General features: G+C 65.2%; 18 protein-coding genes and 1 tRNA gene. 10 read left to right on the top strand and 9 right to left on the bottom strand.

From position 1 onward, the window contains the following. Window positions 1-102 precede the first annotated feature (102 nt). Genes AAG821_RS15280 through AAG821_RS15260 form a run of 5 tightly spaced genes read right to left on the bottom strand, consistent with a single transcriptional unit; the run spans window position 103 to window position 4,959 of the window. Window positions 103-1,740, bottom strand: a complete 1,638-nt coding sequence (locus AAG821_RS15280; protein WP_341913090.1) for a molybdopterin-binding/glycosyltransferase family 2 protein — start codon at window positions 1,738-1,740, stop codon at window positions 103-105. Window position 1,741: 1 nt separating this feature from the next. After that, window positions 1,742-2,461 carry an XdhC family protein gene (locus AAG821_RS15275; RefSeq protein ID WP_341913089.1) on the bottom strand — a complete coding sequence of 240 codons (720 nt, stop codon included), beginning with the start codon at window positions 2,459-2,461 and terminating at the stop codon, window positions 1,742-1,744. Next, the gene (locus tag AAG821_RS15270; RefSeq protein ID WP_341913087.1) at window positions 2,458-2,799 is read right to left on the bottom strand and encodes an XdhC family protein; all 342 of its coding nucleotides are present in this window, start codon (window positions 2,797-2,799) and stop codon (window positions 2,458-2,460) included. Before AAG821_RS15270 ends, AAG821_RS15275 begins: the two co-directional genes overlap by 4 nt. Further along, a complete protein-coding gene (locus tag AAG821_RS15265) occupies window positions 2,796-4,034 on the bottom strand; it encodes a VWA domain-containing protein (RefSeq protein WP_341913085.1) in 1,239 nt (412 codons plus the stop codon). Before AAG821_RS15265 ends, AAG821_RS15270 begins: the two co-directional genes overlap by 4 nt. Window positions 4,035-4,041: 7 nt before the next feature. After that, window positions 4,042-4,959, bottom strand: a complete 918-nt coding sequence (locus AAG821_RS15260; RefSeq protein WP_341913084.1) for a MoxR family ATPase — start codon at window positions 4,957-4,959, stop codon at window positions 4,042-4,044. Window positions 4,960-5,095: 136 nt separating this feature from the next. Between AAG821_RS15260 and AAG821_RS15255 the strand changes: the two genes are divergently transcribed. Beyond that, window positions 5,096-5,578 (top strand): ester cyclase, encoded by a 483-nt coding sequence (locus AAG821_RS15255; protein WP_341913083.1) that lies wholly within the window; start codon window positions 5,096-5,098, stop codon window positions 5,576-5,578. A 10-nt stretch (window positions 5,579-5,588) separates the two neighbouring features. After that, on the top strand, window positions 5,589-5,924 hold the full coding sequence (locus tag AAG821_RS15250) for a YciI family protein (RefSeq protein ID WP_341913082.1): 336 nt from the start codon (window positions 5,589-5,591) through the stop codon (window positions 5,922-5,924). On the opposite strand, the gene AAG821_RS15245 is transcribed toward AAG821_RS15250, so the two are convergent. Continuing rightward, window positions 5,921-6,298, bottom strand: coding sequence for a hypothetical protein (locus AAG821_RS15245; protein ID WP_341913081.1), 378 nt, complete (start codon window positions 6,296-6,298; stop codon window positions 5,921-5,923). The two genes, AAG821_RS15250 and AAG821_RS15245, sit on opposite strands and share 4 nt — an antisense overlap. 136 nt (window positions 6,299-6,434) lie before the next feature. Further along, window positions 6,435-6,508: transfer RNA gene (locus tag AAG821_RS15240), tRNA-Cys, on the bottom strand. Window positions 6,509-6,717: 209 nt separating this feature from the next. Between AAG821_RS15240 and AAG821_RS15235 the strand changes: the two genes are divergently transcribed. The 8 genes from AAG821_RS15235 (at window position 6,718) to AAG821_RS15200 (ending at window position 13,859) form a co-directional block, all read left to right on the top strand. Next, the gene (locus AAG821_RS15235) at window positions 6,718-7,389 is read left to right on the top strand and encodes a protein-L-isoaspartate O-methyltransferase (protein WP_341913080.1); all 672 of its coding nucleotides are present in this window, start codon (window positions 6,718-6,720) and stop codon (window positions 7,387-7,389) included. Window positions 7,390-7,394: 5 nt separating this feature from the next. Continuing rightward, window positions 7,395-7,724 carry a rhodanese-like domain-containing protein gene (locus tag AAG821_RS15230; protein WP_341913078.1) on the top strand — a complete coding sequence of 110 codons (330 nt, stop codon included), beginning with the start codon at window positions 7,395-7,397 and terminating at the stop codon, window positions 7,722-7,724. Between the two features lie 92 nt (window positions 7,725-7,816). Continuing rightward, window positions 7,817-9,196 carry a TolC family outer membrane protein gene (locus tag AAG821_RS15225; protein WP_341913076.1) on the top strand — a complete coding sequence of 460 codons (1,380 nt, stop codon included), beginning with the start codon at window positions 7,817-7,819 and terminating at the stop codon, window positions 9,194-9,196. 262 nt (window positions 9,197-9,458) lie between these two features. After that, on the top strand, window positions 9,459-10,097 hold the full coding sequence (locus AAG821_RS15220; RefSeq protein WP_341913074.1) for a DUF2497 domain-containing protein: 639 nt from the start codon (window positions 9,459-9,461) through the stop codon (window positions 10,095-10,097). A gap of 105 nt (window positions 10,098-10,202) precedes the next feature. Next, window positions 10,203-12,842 carry a valine--tRNA ligase gene (locus AAG821_RS15215; RefSeq protein WP_341913072.1) on the top strand — a complete coding sequence of 880 codons (2,640 nt, stop codon included), beginning with the start codon at window positions 10,203-10,205 and terminating at the stop codon, window positions 12,840-12,842. A gap of 5 nt (window positions 12,843-12,847) precedes the next feature. Continuing rightward, window positions 12,848-13,267 (top strand): cytidine deaminase, encoded by a 420-nt coding sequence (locus AAG821_RS15210; RefSeq protein WP_341913070.1) that lies wholly within the window; start codon window positions 12,848-12,850, stop codon window positions 13,265-13,267. Between the two features lie 80 nt (window positions 13,268-13,347). Continuing rightward, the gene (locus AAG821_RS15205) at window positions 13,348-13,734 is read left to right on the top strand and encodes a nuclear transport factor 2 family protein (RefSeq protein ID WP_341913067.1); all 387 of its coding nucleotides are present in this window, start codon (window positions 13,348-13,350) and stop codon (window positions 13,732-13,734) included. After that, window positions 13,734-13,859, top strand: coding sequence for a hypothetical protein (locus tag AAG821_RS15200; protein ID WP_341913065.1), 126 nt, complete (start codon window positions 13,734-13,736; stop codon window positions 13,857-13,859). Before AAG821_RS15205 ends, AAG821_RS15200 begins: the two co-directional genes overlap by 1 nt. A 1-nt stretch (window position 13,860) precedes the next feature. On the opposite strand, the gene AAG821_RS15195 is transcribed toward AAG821_RS15200, so the two are convergent. Together AAG821_RS15195 and ruvX are read right to left on the bottom strand one after the other, a co-directional pair. After that, window positions 13,861-15,111, bottom strand: a complete 1,251-nt coding sequence (locus tag AAG821_RS15195) for an MFS transporter (RefSeq protein ID WP_341913064.1) — start codon at window positions 15,109-15,111, stop codon at window positions 13,861-13,863. Between the two features lie 117 nt (window positions 15,112-15,228). Beyond that, window positions 15,229-15,693 (bottom strand): Holliday junction resolvase RuvX, encoded by a 465-nt coding sequence (gene ruvX / locus AAG821_RS15190; RefSeq protein ID WP_341913062.1) that lies wholly within the window; start codon window positions 15,691-15,693, stop codon window positions 15,229-15,231. Between the last annotated feature and the right edge of the window lie 83 nt (window positions 15,694-15,776).

Genomic DNA, 15,776 nt, shown 5'->3' with positions numbered 1-15,776 from the left:
CCCCTGCGGCACTATGGCAAATTCCCCCCATGGGAAAAAGCCGGAAGACATAGTTAATGCTGCAGCTGTGGATAATATTCGCTTAAAGCCAAAGACTTGCGGTTAAGACTTGGTAACCGGGCGGGCCGCGAGTGCCGCAGGGGTATCGTAGTCGTGGAGGACGCCGGGATCATCCACCGGCACCTCGCAGACCCATTCCGCATGCGGCCCAAACAGGCTGCGGGCGCCATTATCGCCTTCCAGCCGCAGCAGTTCGGGCAGGAATTGCAGGCCCCAGAGTGTTGGATTGCCGCGCTTGCCGCCGACGACCGGCAGGCAGATCGCGCGGCCTTCCACCGGGTTGAAAGCGGCAATGAGTGCCTCCAAGGTTGCAGAGGTCACATCCGGCATATCGCCCAGACAGACCAAAACGCCATCCAGCCCCTGCGGCAGCGCGCTCAGCCCGGCGCGCAGCGAGCTGGCCAGGCCCTCGGCATAGGCCGGATTGTGGATGATTTCGACGCCGTCACCGGCGGCATCGCGCACGGTATCGGCCTGATGCCCAGTGACGAGCAGGAGCGGGCGAGCCGAACTGGCCAGCACATGCTCGATGGTATGGCGCAGCACCGGCTTGCCATCCAGTTCGGCCAGCAGTTTGTGGCCGGCACCAAAGCGGCTCGACAGGCCGGCGGCCAGGATCAGGGCGCCGATTTTTGGCCGCCGCGGTGCTGTGGAATCTGCCGCGCCGGCGATGCCGCTGCCATCGCGCGGCATGGGCCGGGTCGGAATTTCTTTCAGCAGGCCGCCGCTGCCCATCCGCATGATGTCGCGGCGGCTGATCGCAATGCCGGCACACAGCCGCTGCAGCACCCAATCGAAGCCGTTCAGCTTGGGCGAGCGGGCACAGCCCGGCACGCCGATCACGAAAACGTCACCATGGCGGCCGAGCATCAGCAGGTTACCGGGATCGACCGGCATGCCGAAATGCAGCACCTCGCCACCGGCCCGCATCAGGCCGGCGGGCACCACATCATGGCGATCGACGGTGGCGGATGCCCCGAACACCAGGATCGGCGCGCAGCCTGCAGCCTTCAGCTCGGCAATGGCGGCGGCGATGGCGCCTTCGTCATGGGCGACGGTGCGCAGGCCGCGGATGCGGCTGCCCAGTTGCGCCAACCGCTGGCTGACCGCCAGTTCGGTCTTGGCCAGGACGCTGTCCTTGGTATCCGCCACGCGGGTCAGCACCAGGCCGATCTCATGCGGCTGGAACGGTGCCACCTGCACCAGCGGCGGCTGGCCTTTCAGCATGGCTTCGCCGCGTTCGATGGCACTGCGCGGCGCGGCGAAGGGAATGATCTTCACGGTGGCCAGCATCTGGCCGGCCTCAACCGGTTCGTAATCGGCCAGCGTGGCGATGGTGAGCGCTTCGTCGAGTTCGTTCAGGGCATCCAGTCGCGCGGTGTCGATGCGCGCAAGGCCTGCAGTCTCGGCATAGAGATTGGCGCGGCCGGTAAAGGCGGCGGCCGTACGCGCCTGCGGGCCAGCCAGAGCCGTGGCGATACGGCGGGCGGCTTCGTCTTCCGCCATGTCGCCGTCACCCAGCCGCGCGACATACACCGTGGCATGCCCGGCAGCTTCAAGGGCCGCGATATCGGCGGCACTGAGCAGGCGGCCCTTGCGGAAGCGCTCTTTGCCGACCGACAGGCTGTGGCCAAGGATGCCGCCGGTGGCGGCGCGCACCGGCATGGGACCGAACTGCATCTCAGGCTGCCGCCGACGCGGCCGGGGCGGTCTGCTGGCGCAGCGCTGCGGTCATCTGCGCCAGGATCGAGATGGAGATTTCAGCCGGTGATTTCGCGCCGATATTCAGGCCCACCGGACCATGGATGCGGGCGAAATCGTCTGGCCCGAAACCCGCCGCGGTCAGGCGTTCGATGCGGCTGGCATGGGTTTTCTTGCTGCCCAGCGCGCCGATGTAGAAAACATCGGATTTCAGCCCGGCGATCAGTGCCGGATCATCGATCTTGGGATCATGCGTCAGCGTCACCAGCGCGGTCCGCAGGTCGGGCTTCAGCTGTGCCATGGCCTCGTCGGGCCAGTCATTCGACAGCGTGATCCCGGGGAAGCGCTCCACCGAACCAAACGCACTGCGCGGATCGATCACGATCACCTCGTAACCAGCCAGCTGTGCCATCGGCACCAGGGCCTGGGCGATATGCACGGCACCGACCAGGATCAGCCGCAGCGGCGGATTGAACACATTGAGGAAGAGGGGGCCCTGCTCGGTTTCCACCGTGCGCGGCTTGTCCTCGATCAGGGCGGCCCGCGCCGCCTCGCCGATGCGCGGATCGAGATCCTTCAGGCCCTTCTTGCCGGTCAGATACAGCAGGCGCTGTTCGCCGGTCTTGAGGAAGGTGGCCAGCACCACGGGCCGCTTCTCGGCGCGGTCCTGCTGCAATTGGGTGAGAAGTTCCTGTTTCATCCATCCAGCCGTTCGACATAGATCTGGATCTTGCCGCCGCAGGCCAGCCCGACTTCCCAGGCCTGCGCATCCGACACGCCGAAATCGAGCAGCCGCGGCTTGCCATCGGCAATGGCATCCAGCGCCTCGGTCACCACGGCGCCCTCGATGCAGCCACCCGAGACCGAGCCGATGAATTTGCCCTCGCCATCGACAGCCAGCTGGCTGCCGACCGGGCGCGGTGCGGAGCCCCAGGTGGTGACGACGGTGGCGAGCGCGACAGCCTTGCCGGCGCTTTTCCAGTCCAGCGCCGTGGTCAGGATATCGCTGGAAACATTTGCCATGGGATCGGTGCTCATGCGGCCAGTCTCCCGAGATTGAGCTTGAGCCGGTTGCCCTCGTCGCTGGCATGGCTCAGCGCATGGGCGAGATCGGCGATGGAGCTAAGATTGTGAACCGGGCGGAAATCGTCAACATGGGGCAGGATGGCGCGGATACCCGCGGCTTTCGGCTCGAAACCATCCCAGCGCAGCAGGGGATTGAGCCAGATCAGGCGGCGGCAGGATTTATGCAGCCGCTCCATCTCGCGCGCCAGGCCCTGGCCGCTCTCGCGGTCCAGCCCGTCGGTCAGCAGCAGCACGACGGCGCCCTGGCCCAGCACGCGGCGCGACCACAGCCGGTTGAATTCCGCCAGTGTCGTGCCGATGCGGGTGCCGCCCGACCAGTCCGGCACCTTTTCGCTCACCGCCGCCAGCGCCTTGTCCACATCGCGCTGGCGCAGCAGCCGGCTGATATTGGTCAGGCGGGTGCCGAACAGGAAGCTGTGCACGCGGCTGCGGTCATTGCTCAGGGCATGCATGAAATGGAGGAACATGCGGCTGTACTGGCTCATCGAGCCGGAAATGTCGCACAGCACCACCAGCGGCGGCGGTTTTTCGCCGGGGCTTTTCCGCTTCAGCGGAATGATCGTGCCCCCGGTGCGCAAACTGGCCTGCAGGCTGGCGCGCAGGTCGATGCGATGGCCGCGGATATCGGCGCGCAGGCGGCGCGTGCGGGTTGGTCGGAACGGCCATGCGATGCGCGCCATCACCGTTTTGGCATGCTCCATCTCTTCCGCCGTCATCTCGGCGAAATCCTTCTTCTGCAGCAGTTCCTCGGCCGAGAAGGTCAGCGTGGCATCGATCTCGACTTCCCTGGGCTCCTGCGCCGGCCGGCTGCCGCCGCCGGGCAGCAACGCCTCGCGCAACCGTTGCGACATGCTGCTCTTGCGTGGTTCGGCCATGCCATCTGTCTGCGGCAGCAGCAGGCTCATCATGCGTTCCAAAATTTTCGGATCGCGCCAGAAGATATGGAAGGCCTGGTCGAACAGCTCGCGCTGGTCGCGCCGGCTCACCAGCACCGAGAACAGCGTCCAGTACAGATCATCGCGGCGGCGGATGCCGGCGGCTTCCACCGCGCGCACGGCATCCATCGCCTTGCCGGGCCCCAGCCGCAGGCCGGATGCGCGCAGCAGGCGCACGAAATGCACGATATTGGTGGCAAAGGCGCCGCCGTCGCTGCCGGACTCTGGTGTCGGAGGTTCGGGCAGCAGCATCGGAGGCTCAGACGCCAAGCGCGGCCATGTCCTGCTGCACCTGGCGCAGGATGGTGGCGGCTTCGCTGCCCTTCATCTTGGCGATGTCGTCCTGGTATTTCAGCAGCACGCCCAGGGTATTGTCGATGGTTTCGGGATCGAGGCTGACCTTGTCGAGGAAGGCCAGCGCACGCGTCCAGTCGATGGTTTCAGCCACGCCGGGCAGCTTGAACAACTCGGTCTCGCGCAGATGCTGCACGAAGCCGACGATCTCGCGGCTCAGCCGCTGCGGCGCGCCCGGAACCTTGCGCTTGAGGATCGCCAGTTCGCGTTCGGCGCTGGGATAATCGACCCAGTAATACAGGCAGCGGCGTTTCAGCGCGTCATGGATCTCGCGCGTGCGGTTCGAGGTGATGATGACGATCGGCGGCTCGGCGGCCTTGATCGGGCCGATCTCGGGAATGGTGATCTGGAAGTCGGACAGCACCTCCAGCAGATAGGCCTCGAAGGGTTCGTCGGTGCGGTCCAGTTCGTCGATCAGCAGCACCGGCGCGCCGGCCGGGTCGGGCTTCAGCGCCTGCAGCAGCGGCCGCTCGATCAGGAAGTCGGGGCTGAACAGATCGCGGCCCAGCTTTTCCTTGTCTCCAGAGCCAGCCGCTTCGGCCAGGCGGATTTCCAGCATCTGGCGCGGGTAGTTCCATTCATAGACGGCCGAGGAAAGATCGAGACCCTCGTAGCATTGCAGGCGCACCAGGCGGCGGTTCAGTGTGGCGGCCAGCACCTTGGCGATTTCGGTCTTGCCGACGCCGGCTTCGCCTTCCAGGAACAGGGGCCGGCCCATCTTCAGTGCCAGGAACAGCGTGGTGGCCAGCGAACGGTCGGCGACATAGTCGCCGCTGTTCAGCAGGGTTTCGACGGCATCAATGGAATCGGGCAGGGCGGTCATAAGTTTACGATCTAGGGCGAGGCCAATGCAGAGCGAGGCCAATGTGGGGCGAGGGACGCGGAAATCATGCCCGGTTCGGCCCGCTGTCACAAGGCGGCGGACCGCGCCGTCTAGGCTTGGAAACCCGGAGGAAACCATGACCGTTCAGCCCCATCCCAACCGCCTGATGCTGCAGCGTCATCTGGCGGCGGAAAACGCTCATGACATGGCCGCCACCCTGGCAACCGTGCATCCGGACTGCATTTTCCGCGACCTTGCCATCGGTCAGGCGTTTCACGGTCATGCCGGGGCGGAACGGCATTACCGGCAATGGTGGACCGCCTTTGGCAATGTGGTGGAGCGCTCAGCCATCGGCAGCGCCCACTGGATCGACGACGACACCTATGTGGCCGAGCCGCAATATACCGGGCGGCATGTCGGCGATTTCCTCGGATTGGCGCCGACTGGGCGGGCTTTTGTGCTGCCCTTCGTGGTCTTCGTGCGGTTTCGTGACGGGCTGTTCGTGGAGGAGCGCTTCTACTACGATCTCGCCACGCTCATGCGACAGCTGGGGGAGACGCGGATCGATCCGCAGGCCCTGCAGCAGGCGCAGGACTGGGCAGCGGGGAAACGCAACTGACGGAGCAGGGATGCCGAAGCCGCGTCCGGTCTACTGGATCGATTACCAGCGCGGCCCGGCCTGGCCGGCGGGCCAGGCCGCGCCCAAACAGGCGCTGCACGATCATCAGGTCTATCTGCAGCGGCTGATGGAGAACGGCCAGTTGCTGATGGCCGGCCTGTTCCGCGATGCAGCGGGCGGTGGCATCGCGGTGCTGGACAGCAGCGACGAGACCGCGGCGCGGCGGATGATGGAGGATGATCCGGCTGTGCAGTCCGGCCTGCTGCAGGCGACGCTGCGCCCCTGGCAAATGGTTTTCAATCCCGCGGGTGGCACGTCGCCTTTCGCGGAGGATGCCGCAAGCTAGCGGGCGAGAAGGGTGTAGCCGCGCTCGATCACGCGTTTGGTGGCCTCGAAGGCCTGCACCAGCTCGTCATTGGCCTCGCGGGCCGCTTTCAGCCGACCGATGTCGTCGGCGCTGGGATTGGTGATGGTGGCCAGTTCGAGGGCGATCTTGAGGTAGCGGGCGCGGGCCTCGGCGACCCGCACGGCAAAGGCCATGAAGGAGTCGCGGGTCAGTTCCGGCACCGCCTTCTTCATCACCTCGCGATTGGCGCTGAAGATCGCCATTTCGACTTCTTCGAGGAATTTTTGCAGTTTGCGAGCCGACTCCCGGTCCAGCATCTCCTTGCTGACCAGATGGTCGACTTTTTCGGTCTTGCCGTAACCAAGGATACGCATCGCCGCCTCCTGCCGCGATAAATGCCTGATATTCCAAGATAGACAGGCGGCGACGGGTATAGAAGGGGGTGTTATCGCTAATTAAGGTTCCGGCCGGCGAACCGGGGACGGACAGGCGCCCTTTCAGGGGGGAAATTGGAGGTCTGGGCCGGAATTGAACCGGCGTACGCGGATTTGCAGTCCGCTGCGTCACCACTCCGCCACCAGACCTCGCGAGCGCGCCCCTTACTAAGGGTTGCCGCCCTGTGGGGTCAAGGCTTTGCCAAATGCCGTCAGGGCCGTCGCGGGGCTGTGACGCCGGTTACCGCTGGTGCCCGGGAAACCTGCTAACCCACAATAGAACCGTTGTTTTTGCGGCATCGCAGCATTATAAACGGCGCCTGTCCCAACCCCGTGTTCCAGCCCCGGATTCCGACCCCATGGCTCAAGCCGAACGCCAATTCGCCGAAGCACGCCGCCAGATGGTGCTGACCCAGCTCCGACCCAACAAGGTCATCGACGAGCAGGTGATCGATGCCATGGCCGCCCTGCCGCGGGAGCAGTTCGTGCCCAAGACCTATCGCGGCGTCGCCTATATGGACGAGGACGTGGCCGTGGCGCCCGGCCGCTATCTGATGGAACCGATGGTTCTGGCCCGCCTGCTGCAGGAAGCCGAGATCCAGCCCAGCGAAGTTGCGCTGGTGGTGGGGGCCGCCACGGGCTACGAGGTTGCGGTGCTGGCCAAGCTGACCAGCACGGTGATCGGCCTGGAAGCCGATGCGGCGCTGAGCCAGCTGGCCGCCGCGACGCTGCAGGGTCTGGGCATCGACAACGTTGCTCTGGTCGAGGGCGCCCTGAAAGACGGTCTCGCGAAGCAGGGGCCGTTCAACATCATCCTGCTCGCCGGTGCCGTGCCGGAAATCTCTCCCGCGCTGCTCGACCAGCTGGCCGAAGGCGGCCGCCTGATTGGCGTGCTGCGTGCATCCGATGCGCCGATCGGACAGGCCGTGATCGTCAAGCGCAACGGCAACCTGTTTCCGCAGCGCGTGCTGTTCGATTCCGGCACGCCGGGCCTGCCCGGCTTCGATCGCGCGGCCGGCTTCGTCTTCTGATCGCTATGGCCGAGGCCCCGCTGGAAATCGACGTCGCCGACCTGGATGCCTGGCGCAAGGCCGGCCAGGATATCGCGGTGCTCGATGTGCGCGAGGACTGGGAGATCGCCACGGTGGCGCTGCCCGGCACGCTGCATATTCCGATGCGCCAGGTGCCGCAGCGGGTAACCGAATTACCACATGACAAACCGCTGGTGGTGATGTGCCATCACGGCGGACGCAGCCGCCAGGTCACCGGCTGGCTGCGGCAGAATGGTTTTACGCAGGCGAGTAATCTCGCCGGGGGTATCCATGCCTGGGCCGAGCAGATCGATCCGGGCATGGCGACGTACTGAGTGCATAAACAAAACAATAAGAGTTTGGGGAATACGGTCGGGACGCGCCGCGGCGAAAAACGATGAAACAAGATGAAGGACGGATGCGCGTCATGAGCTTCACAAGAACCCTTCTGGCAACGGCGGTCGCCGTGAGCTGCATGGCAATGGTGCAGACTGCCCAGGCACAGTCGCTGAACGAGGTGTTCGCTGCTGCCTACAACAACAATCCGACGCTGCTCGCGGCCCGCGCTGCGCTGCGCGCCACCGACGAAGGCGTGCCGCAGGCGCTGTCCAACTGGCGCCCGACCGTCAATCTGAGCAACGAGCGCGGTCGCCAGTGGCTGGAATATGATCCCCAGTCGGCGACCAACCGCGACGGCACAATGAACCCCAACACGCTGCAGCTCACTGTGTCGCAGCCGCTGTATCGCGGCGGCCGCACCGAAGCTGCCACCGATTCCGCCGAAGCGCTGATTCTGGCTGGCCGGCAGGATCTGGCCAGCACGGAGCGCCGCGTGCTGCTGGATGCCGTCACCGCCTATATGGATGTGGTGCAGAACCAGGCGGTGCTTGAGCTGAACCGCAACAACGAGGAAGTGCTGCGCCGCCAGCTGGAAGCCGTGCGCGAACGCTTCCGTGTCGGCGAGATCACCCGCACCGACGTGGCGCAGTCTGAATCCCGTCTGGCCCGCGCCACGGCTGACCGCATCTCGTCTGAAGGCGCGCTGGTGTCCTCGCGTGCCGTGCTGGCGCGCGTGATCGGCGAGATGCCGCGCGTTCTGACCCCGCCGCCGCCGCTGCCGCAGCTGCCGAAAAGCGAGGAAGAGGCGCTGGCGATCTCATACGACGAGAATCCCGACCTGCTGGGTGCACGCTTCCGTGAAGTCGCGGCCAAGAATGACGTGCGCACAGCATCGGGCGCATTGCTGCCCACCGTGTCGCTGAACGGCACCGTGTCGAAGGCCGATGAAACCATCCGCAACAACTTCGAGACCGACACCAAGAAAGTCGCCGTCACCGTGACGGTGCCACTGTATGAAGGCGGCGCCGTCTACAGCCAGACGCGCCAGCGCAAGCAGGTGCACAACCAGCGCCGTATCCAGGTCGAGGAACAGCGCCGCGCGGTGCGTCAGTCAGTCGTGCAGGCCTGGGAAAATCTCAGCACGGCACGCTCGAACATCACGGCGCGCACCAGCCAGGTGCAGGCTGCCCGCATCGCGCTGGAAGGCGTGCAGCAGGAAGCCGAGGTCGGTTCGCGCACCACGCTGGATGTGCTGGACCAGGAGCAGGAGTATCTCGACGCCCGGGTGGCCGAAGTGCGTGCCCGTCGCGACGAATATGTTGCCGGTTTCACGCTGCTGTCCTCGGTTGGCCGTCTGGGCGCCCGCGCGCTGGCGCTGCCGGTCGAGTATTACGATCCGACCGACAACTATGAACGCGTGCGCGGCAAGTGGTTCGGCACCGACGGCGGCCTGAACGCCGACGAGTGAGCGACAGTTCGTTTTCTGGCCCGATTCGTGGTTCAAATGACCACGAATCGGGCGAAAAACGCAGCCGGACCGGGAATTAGGGGAAAATCCCCTTAACCCAGGTTAACAGTTCGGTTATCTTTCCCGCGCATACCATTGACCTGATTGATTCGGCCCCGGCGATGAAGCCTTGGCTAGGTCAGCGATGGCCTGCATGCCATGGACCGTCATAATGACGGCGACCATAGATGGCCACGCGTAACAGAAGAGTATCGGGCAAGGGATGAGCGACCCCAAGGCAGGCCAAAATGAACCGACCATGGAGGAAATCCTTGCCTCCATTCGCCGGATCATTTCCGAAGACGGGGCCGACCAGCCGGCCGCCGCGCCCGAGACGCCGCCGCCGCCGCCCGCACCTGAGCCGGAGCCTGAACCCGAGCCGATGATGGCGATGCCGGATCCGGAGCCCGAGCCGGAACCGGAACCCGAGCCGATGATGCCGGAACCCGAGCCCGAGCCGATGATGGCCGAGCCGGAGCCCGAGCCTGATTTCGAAGAACCACCGCCGATGCCGCCGCCGCCGCCGCGCCCCCGCCGGGCCGCGCCGCCGCCACCGCCGCGGCATGAAGACGTGTTCGAACTCACCGATGTGGTGCGCGACGAGATGGAAGGTCTGGTCTCGCAGCCGACCGCCACCCGTGCCGCCGCCCATCTGGGCCAGCTGTCCAGCGCCATTTCCGGCTCACGCGCCATGGCGATGGGCAACAGCCAGCGCACGCTGGAAGAACTGGTCAAGGAACTGCTGCGCCCGATGCTGAAGGAATGGCTGGATGCCCATCTGGCCACCATCGTCCAGCGTATCGTCGAGCGCGAGGTCGCCCGCCTGACCATCCAGGCGGAAGAAGAGCAGGACCACCTCTAAAACCGCGTGTTTTGCCGCCGGACCGGCCCCGCCCAAGTCTGGACTTGCGCGGCCGGATCGTCTTTATTTTCGCCCTTTCCCGAATGATCGCCGAGTTGTAGCCCAATGCTGGACAAGAGCTTTTCGCCCCAGGATGTCGAAGCCCGCCTGTACAAGGCCTGGGAAGAGGGCGGTGCGTTCAAAGCGGGCGTCAAATCCGGCAAGCCCTATACGATTGCGCTGCCGCCGCCGAACGTGACTGGCAGCCTGCATATGGGCCATGCGCTCAATCACACCCTGCAGGATATCCTGATCCGCTATCAGCGCATGCTCGGCCGCGACGCGCTGTGGCAGCCCGGCACCGACCATGCCGGCATCGCCACCCAGATGGTGGTGGAGCGCCAGCTGGCCGCACAGCAACTGAACCGCCACCAGATGGGCCGCGATAAATTCGTCGAGCGCATCTGGGAATGGAAGGCGGAATCCGGCGGCATGATCACCGGCCAGCAGCGCCGTCTGGGCGAGAGCTGCGACTGGAGCCGCGAACGCTTCACCATGGATGAAGGCCTCTCGGCTGCGGTGCGCAAGGTGTTCGTCGAGCTGTATCGCGAAGGCCTGATCTACAAGGACCAGCGTCTGGTCAACTGGGACCCCAAGCTGCTGACTGCGATCTCCGACCTGGAAGTCGAGCAGCACGAGGTGAAGTCTCACCTGTGGTATTTCAAATATCCCGTCGAGGGCATGGCCGACACCTTCATCACGGTGGCCACCACGCGGCCCGAGACGATGCTGGGCGATACCGGCATTGCCGTGCATCCGGAAGACGAGCGCTACAGGCATCTGGTCGGCAAGTTCGCCATCCTGCCGCTGGTCGGTCGCCGCATCCCCATCGTCGCCGATGAATATTCCGATCCCGAGAAGGGTTCGGGCGCGGTGAAGATGACGCCGGCGCATGACTTCAACGATTTCGAGGTCGGCAAGCGCCATAACCTCGAGATGATCAATATCTTCGACAAGCATGCCCAGCTGAACGATGCCGTGCCCGAGAAGTATCGCGGCATGGAGCGTTTTGCCGCGCGCAAGCTGATCGTTGCCGATCTGGAAGAGCTGGGCCTGGTCGAGAAGATCGAGCCCAACACGCATATGGTGCCGCATGGCGACCGCTCACAGGTGGTGATCGAGCCCTGGCTGACCGAGCAGTGGTATGTGAATGCCGAGGTGCTCGCCCGTCCTGCCATCGAAGCCGTGGAAAAGGGCGATATCCAGTTCGTGCCGAAGAGCTGGGAAAAGACCTATTTCGAATGGATGCGCAACATCCAGCCCTGGTGCATCTCGCGCCAGCTCTGGTGGGGCCACCAGATTCCGGCCTGGTATGGTCCGGATGACAAGGTGTTTGTTGCCTATGACGAGGCCGAGGCGCAGGCCGAAGCCCGGAAGCATTACGGCAGGGCGGTGGAGCTGCGTCGCGACGAAGATGTGCTCGACACCTGGTTCTCATCCGCGCTGTGGCCGTTCTCCACGCTCGGCTGGCCCGAACAGACGCCGGTGCTGCAGTCGCATTACCCCACCGATGTGCTGGTCACCGGCTTCGACATCATCTTCTTCTGGGTCGCCCGGATGATCATGATGGGCCTGCATTTCACCAAGAAGGCGCCGTTCCACACGGTCTACATCCACGCCCTGGTCCGCGACGAGAAGGGCCAGAAGATGTCCAAGACCAAGGGCAACGTGATGGACCCGCTGGATGTCATCGGCAAATACGGTGCCGATGCCCTGCGCTTCGCGCTCACCATCTTCGCCGCGCAGGGCCGCGACGTGAAGATGTCGGAGCAGCGCGTCGAGGGGTATCGCAACTTCGCCACCAAGCTGTGGAATGCCGCGCGCTTTGCCGAGATGAACGGCTGTGCACTGCCGGCCGATTTCAAACCTGAAGCCGTGCAGGGCACCGTCAACAAATGGGCGATCGGCGAGCTGGGCAAGGCGGCGCGCGATGTCGAGGCCGCACTGGCCGCCTACAAGTTCAACGAAGCCGCCGGTGCGCTGTATCACTTCACCTGGGGCAGCTTCTGCGACTGGTATCTGGAGCTGATCAAGCCCGCCCTGACCGGCGAGGATGCCGCGCTGAAGGCCGAGACGCAGGCAACCTGCGCCTATGTGCTGCGCCAGCTGATCCACCTGCTGCATCCCTTCATGCCCTTTGTGACCGAAGAGCTATGGGACAAGCTGTATGGCGCGCCTGGCGGTTATCTGATGCTGCGCGACTGGCCCAAGGATGGCGCGCGGGCCGAGGACAAGGTCGCGGCGGCCGAGATCGACTGGCTGATCCGCCTGATCGACGGCGTGCGTGCGGCGCGTGCGGCGCTGAATGTGCCGGCCGGTGCCAAGATCGCCATGATCGCCAATGGCGGCAATGCCGAGACGGCGGCACGGCTGGCCCGCCATGCCGATCCGATCAAGCGGCTGGCCCGCATCGAGACGATGACGGAGAACCAGCCGGCGCCGCAGGGTTCGGCCCGCATCGTGATCGACGAAGCCACTTTCGTGCTGCCGCTGGCCGAGGTGATCGACATCGCCAAGGAAAAGCAGCGTCTGGGCAAGGAGCGCGACAAGGCGCTGGCCGAGATCGCCAAGATCGATGCCAAGCTGGCCGACACCACCTTCATGTCGCGGGCGCCGCAGGCGGTGGTGGACGAACAGCATGAGCGCCGCACCGCGCAGTCCTCGCTGGCCGAAAAGCTGGCCGACGCGCTGCAGCAGCTGGGCTGAACAGGATGTCGCCGGCCGATCAGGAACTGCTCGATGCGGCCATGGCGCTGATCAAACAGCGCTATGCGGTCGGCCGGCATCATATCGCCGCCGCCCTGCGCACGCAGTCGGGCAAGATCGTCACCGGCCTGCATCTCGATACCTATGTCGGCCGCGCCTCGGTCTGCGCCGAAGCGGTCGCCGTCGGCCAGGCGATGGCGCAGATCGGCGCCGCCGATCCGATCACCGATATCGTCTCGGTGCGCCATCCGCGCCCGACCGAGCAGAACCAGAAAATCCAGGTGGTGGCGCCCTGCGGCATCTGCCGCGAGATGCTGCGCGATTTCGCACCGGATGCCCGCGTGCTGCTGGCTGATGAGGCCGGTGGCCTGAAGGCCTATGCGCCGTCCGAGCTGCTGCCGCTCAAATACCACCGGCAGCCTTAGCGGCCATATTGTCGGGATGCATTCTCACGCTTGACCCCGCATGGGCCGGCTGCTCTGCTGCGGTCCAACCGGAGGACAGCATGAGCAACGCACAGGTCAACGATATTCTCAGCATCGTCCAGATCTATCTGGACGGTCTCTATGAAGGCGACACCGCGAAACTGCGGCAGTCCTTCCATCCGGCCTCCAGCCTGTTTGCCGTGGCAGCCGACGGCAAGCTGGTCAACATGCCGCGCGAGGACTGGTGCAAGGCGGTCGAGAGCCGGCCGTCGCCCAAGGCCAACGGCCAGGGCCGCGAGCATGAGCGCATCCTGTCGGTCGACATCACCGGGCCGAATACCGCGCTGGTCAAGCTGAACTGCGCGATCCTGCCGCGCTTCTTCACCGACTATCTGAGCCTGATCAAGCTCGATGGCCGCTGGCAGGTGATAAGCAAGACCTTCGTGGCCGAAACGCTGGCCTCGTAATGCGCGCAGCTACCATCTTTGCGGTTCTGCTGATGTTATCGGCCTGCACCGATCCGGCGTCGATGTTCGCCGGCGGTGTGCGCGGCTGGTGCAAATCGTCGCCCAGCTGCACGGTGCAGGACTAGCTCACTCAGCAGCGACGGTTGCAGCCCTCCGGGTCGAACTCTGCCGGATCGCGACTGCCGTCAGCGTGGTGAGCGCCAGCATGGCGGCGACGAACCACAGCACATAGTCGGCGCGGCCATGATCTAGCAGCAGGCCCAGCACCAGCGGCGCCGTGGCCGAGCCGGCATCCAGCCCTGAATAGACGAAGCCGAAGACGCGGCCCGAGGCGCCCTTGGGCGCCGCGCCGCGCACGATCAGGTCGCGTGACGGCGTGGTGAAGCCCTGCAGGAAGCCGGCGCCGGCAATCGCCGCCACCAGCGCCGCAGCGGGCAGGTTGAGGTTGGCCACCACCAGGATCAGGCCGGCGGCCCCCAGCAGGCCGGTGATGACGATGGCTTCCAGCTTCACGCCCTTGTCGGCCACCCAGCCGCCCACCATCACGCCGGCCGAGGCCCCGAGCAGGAAGCCGGTCAGCGCCGTGGTGGCGAGTGTCAGCGGTGTGCCGTAGAGCGCAGCGAGCGTTGCCGGCAGGAAATTCTGCGTGCCGATCAATGCGAATGACAGCAGCAGGAAATAGCCGAAGCACATCATCACCGGCAGGGTGAGCAGCGGGCCGAGGGCTTCCGCCTTTTCGCCGGCCTTGGCGGCGGCGCGACGGGCGGCACCGGCATCTTCCTTCAGCAGGTCGCGGTTGAGCAGCAGGGCGGCGAGCACGGCATAGCCCACCAGGGCTGCGATGATCGGCGCGGCGCGCCAGCCGAACAGGGCGGCGCCGCCGGCCATCAGCACCGGCGCCAGGCCCCAGCCCAGATTGCCGCCCAGCGTGTGGCTGCCATAGGCGCGGCCGAGCCGCTTCTGGTCGACGGATGCATTGAGGATCGAGAAATCGGCGGGATGGAACACGCTGTTGCCGATGCCGGCGAGCACGGCCACCGGCAGCAGCAGCCAGTAGCTCGGCGCCAGCCCGTAGAGCAGGATCGCGGTGCAGAAGATGGCCAGTCCGCCGATCAGCACATTGCGCGCGCCGATACGGTCAACCAGGAAGCCGGCCGGCGTCTGCAGCACGCCCGAGGTGACATAGAACAGCGTCATCACCAGGCCGAGTTCGGTATAGCTGACGCTAAAATCCTCGCGCAGGAACGGGAACAGCGGCGGCAGCACCAGCTGGAAGAAATGGCTGCAGCCATGCGCGACGCTGATCAGCGCCATCACCTTGATGTCTCGGTTCGGAATGGAGGACGGGTTGCCGACGGGGAGGGCGAAATCGGTCATCTGGGCCTGCGGGACGGGAGCGGATGCGTTTCCTCCGGCTGTGTCGCCGGTTCGGCGGGATTCTATCAGATCATCCGTATGCAACCAGCAGAAATATGCCCGATAGTTATGCTGCGATTACGCCTGCCCGCCGATCCAGTCGAGATAGCTCTGCAGGATGTAGCTGGCGGCCAGCTTGTCGACCAGTTCGGCGCGGCGCGCCCGGCTCAGGTCGGCCTCGTCCGTCATCATCCGCTGCACCGCCATGGTGCTCATCCGCTCGTCCCACAGGGCAATGGGCAGCGGCATCAGCTGGCTCATGTTGCGGGCAAAGGCGCGCGTCGCCTGGCAGCGCGGTCCCTCCGTGCCGTCCATGTTGACCGGCAGGCCGAGCACCAGGGCGGCGACGTTTTCCTTGGCAGCGATACGCTGTAATTCCGCGGCATCCGCACTAAATTTCTTGCGGACCAGGGTCTGGTAGGGCGAGGCGATGCGGTGGCCGGTGTCCGAGAGCGCCAATCCTATGGTCTTGGTGCCCAGATCGAGGCCGAGAAAGCGCTGACCGGGGCTGAGCCGGATCGGGCCTTCTGCCGGCTTGAACAAGGACTTAGCCGGGGGTGAGGCAGGGTTGCCGGAGCCGGTCACGAATGATACTTTCCGCCGCTATTTCAAGGGATTCTCCCCAA

The organism is Ferrovibrio terrae (genome assembly GCF_943372915.1).
GTDB lineage: Bacteria > Pseudomonadota > Alphaproteobacteria > Ferrovibrionales > Ferrovibrionaceae > Ferrovibrio > Ferrovibrio terrae_A.
This window is presented reverse-complemented; position numbering and strand designations above follow the sequence as displayed.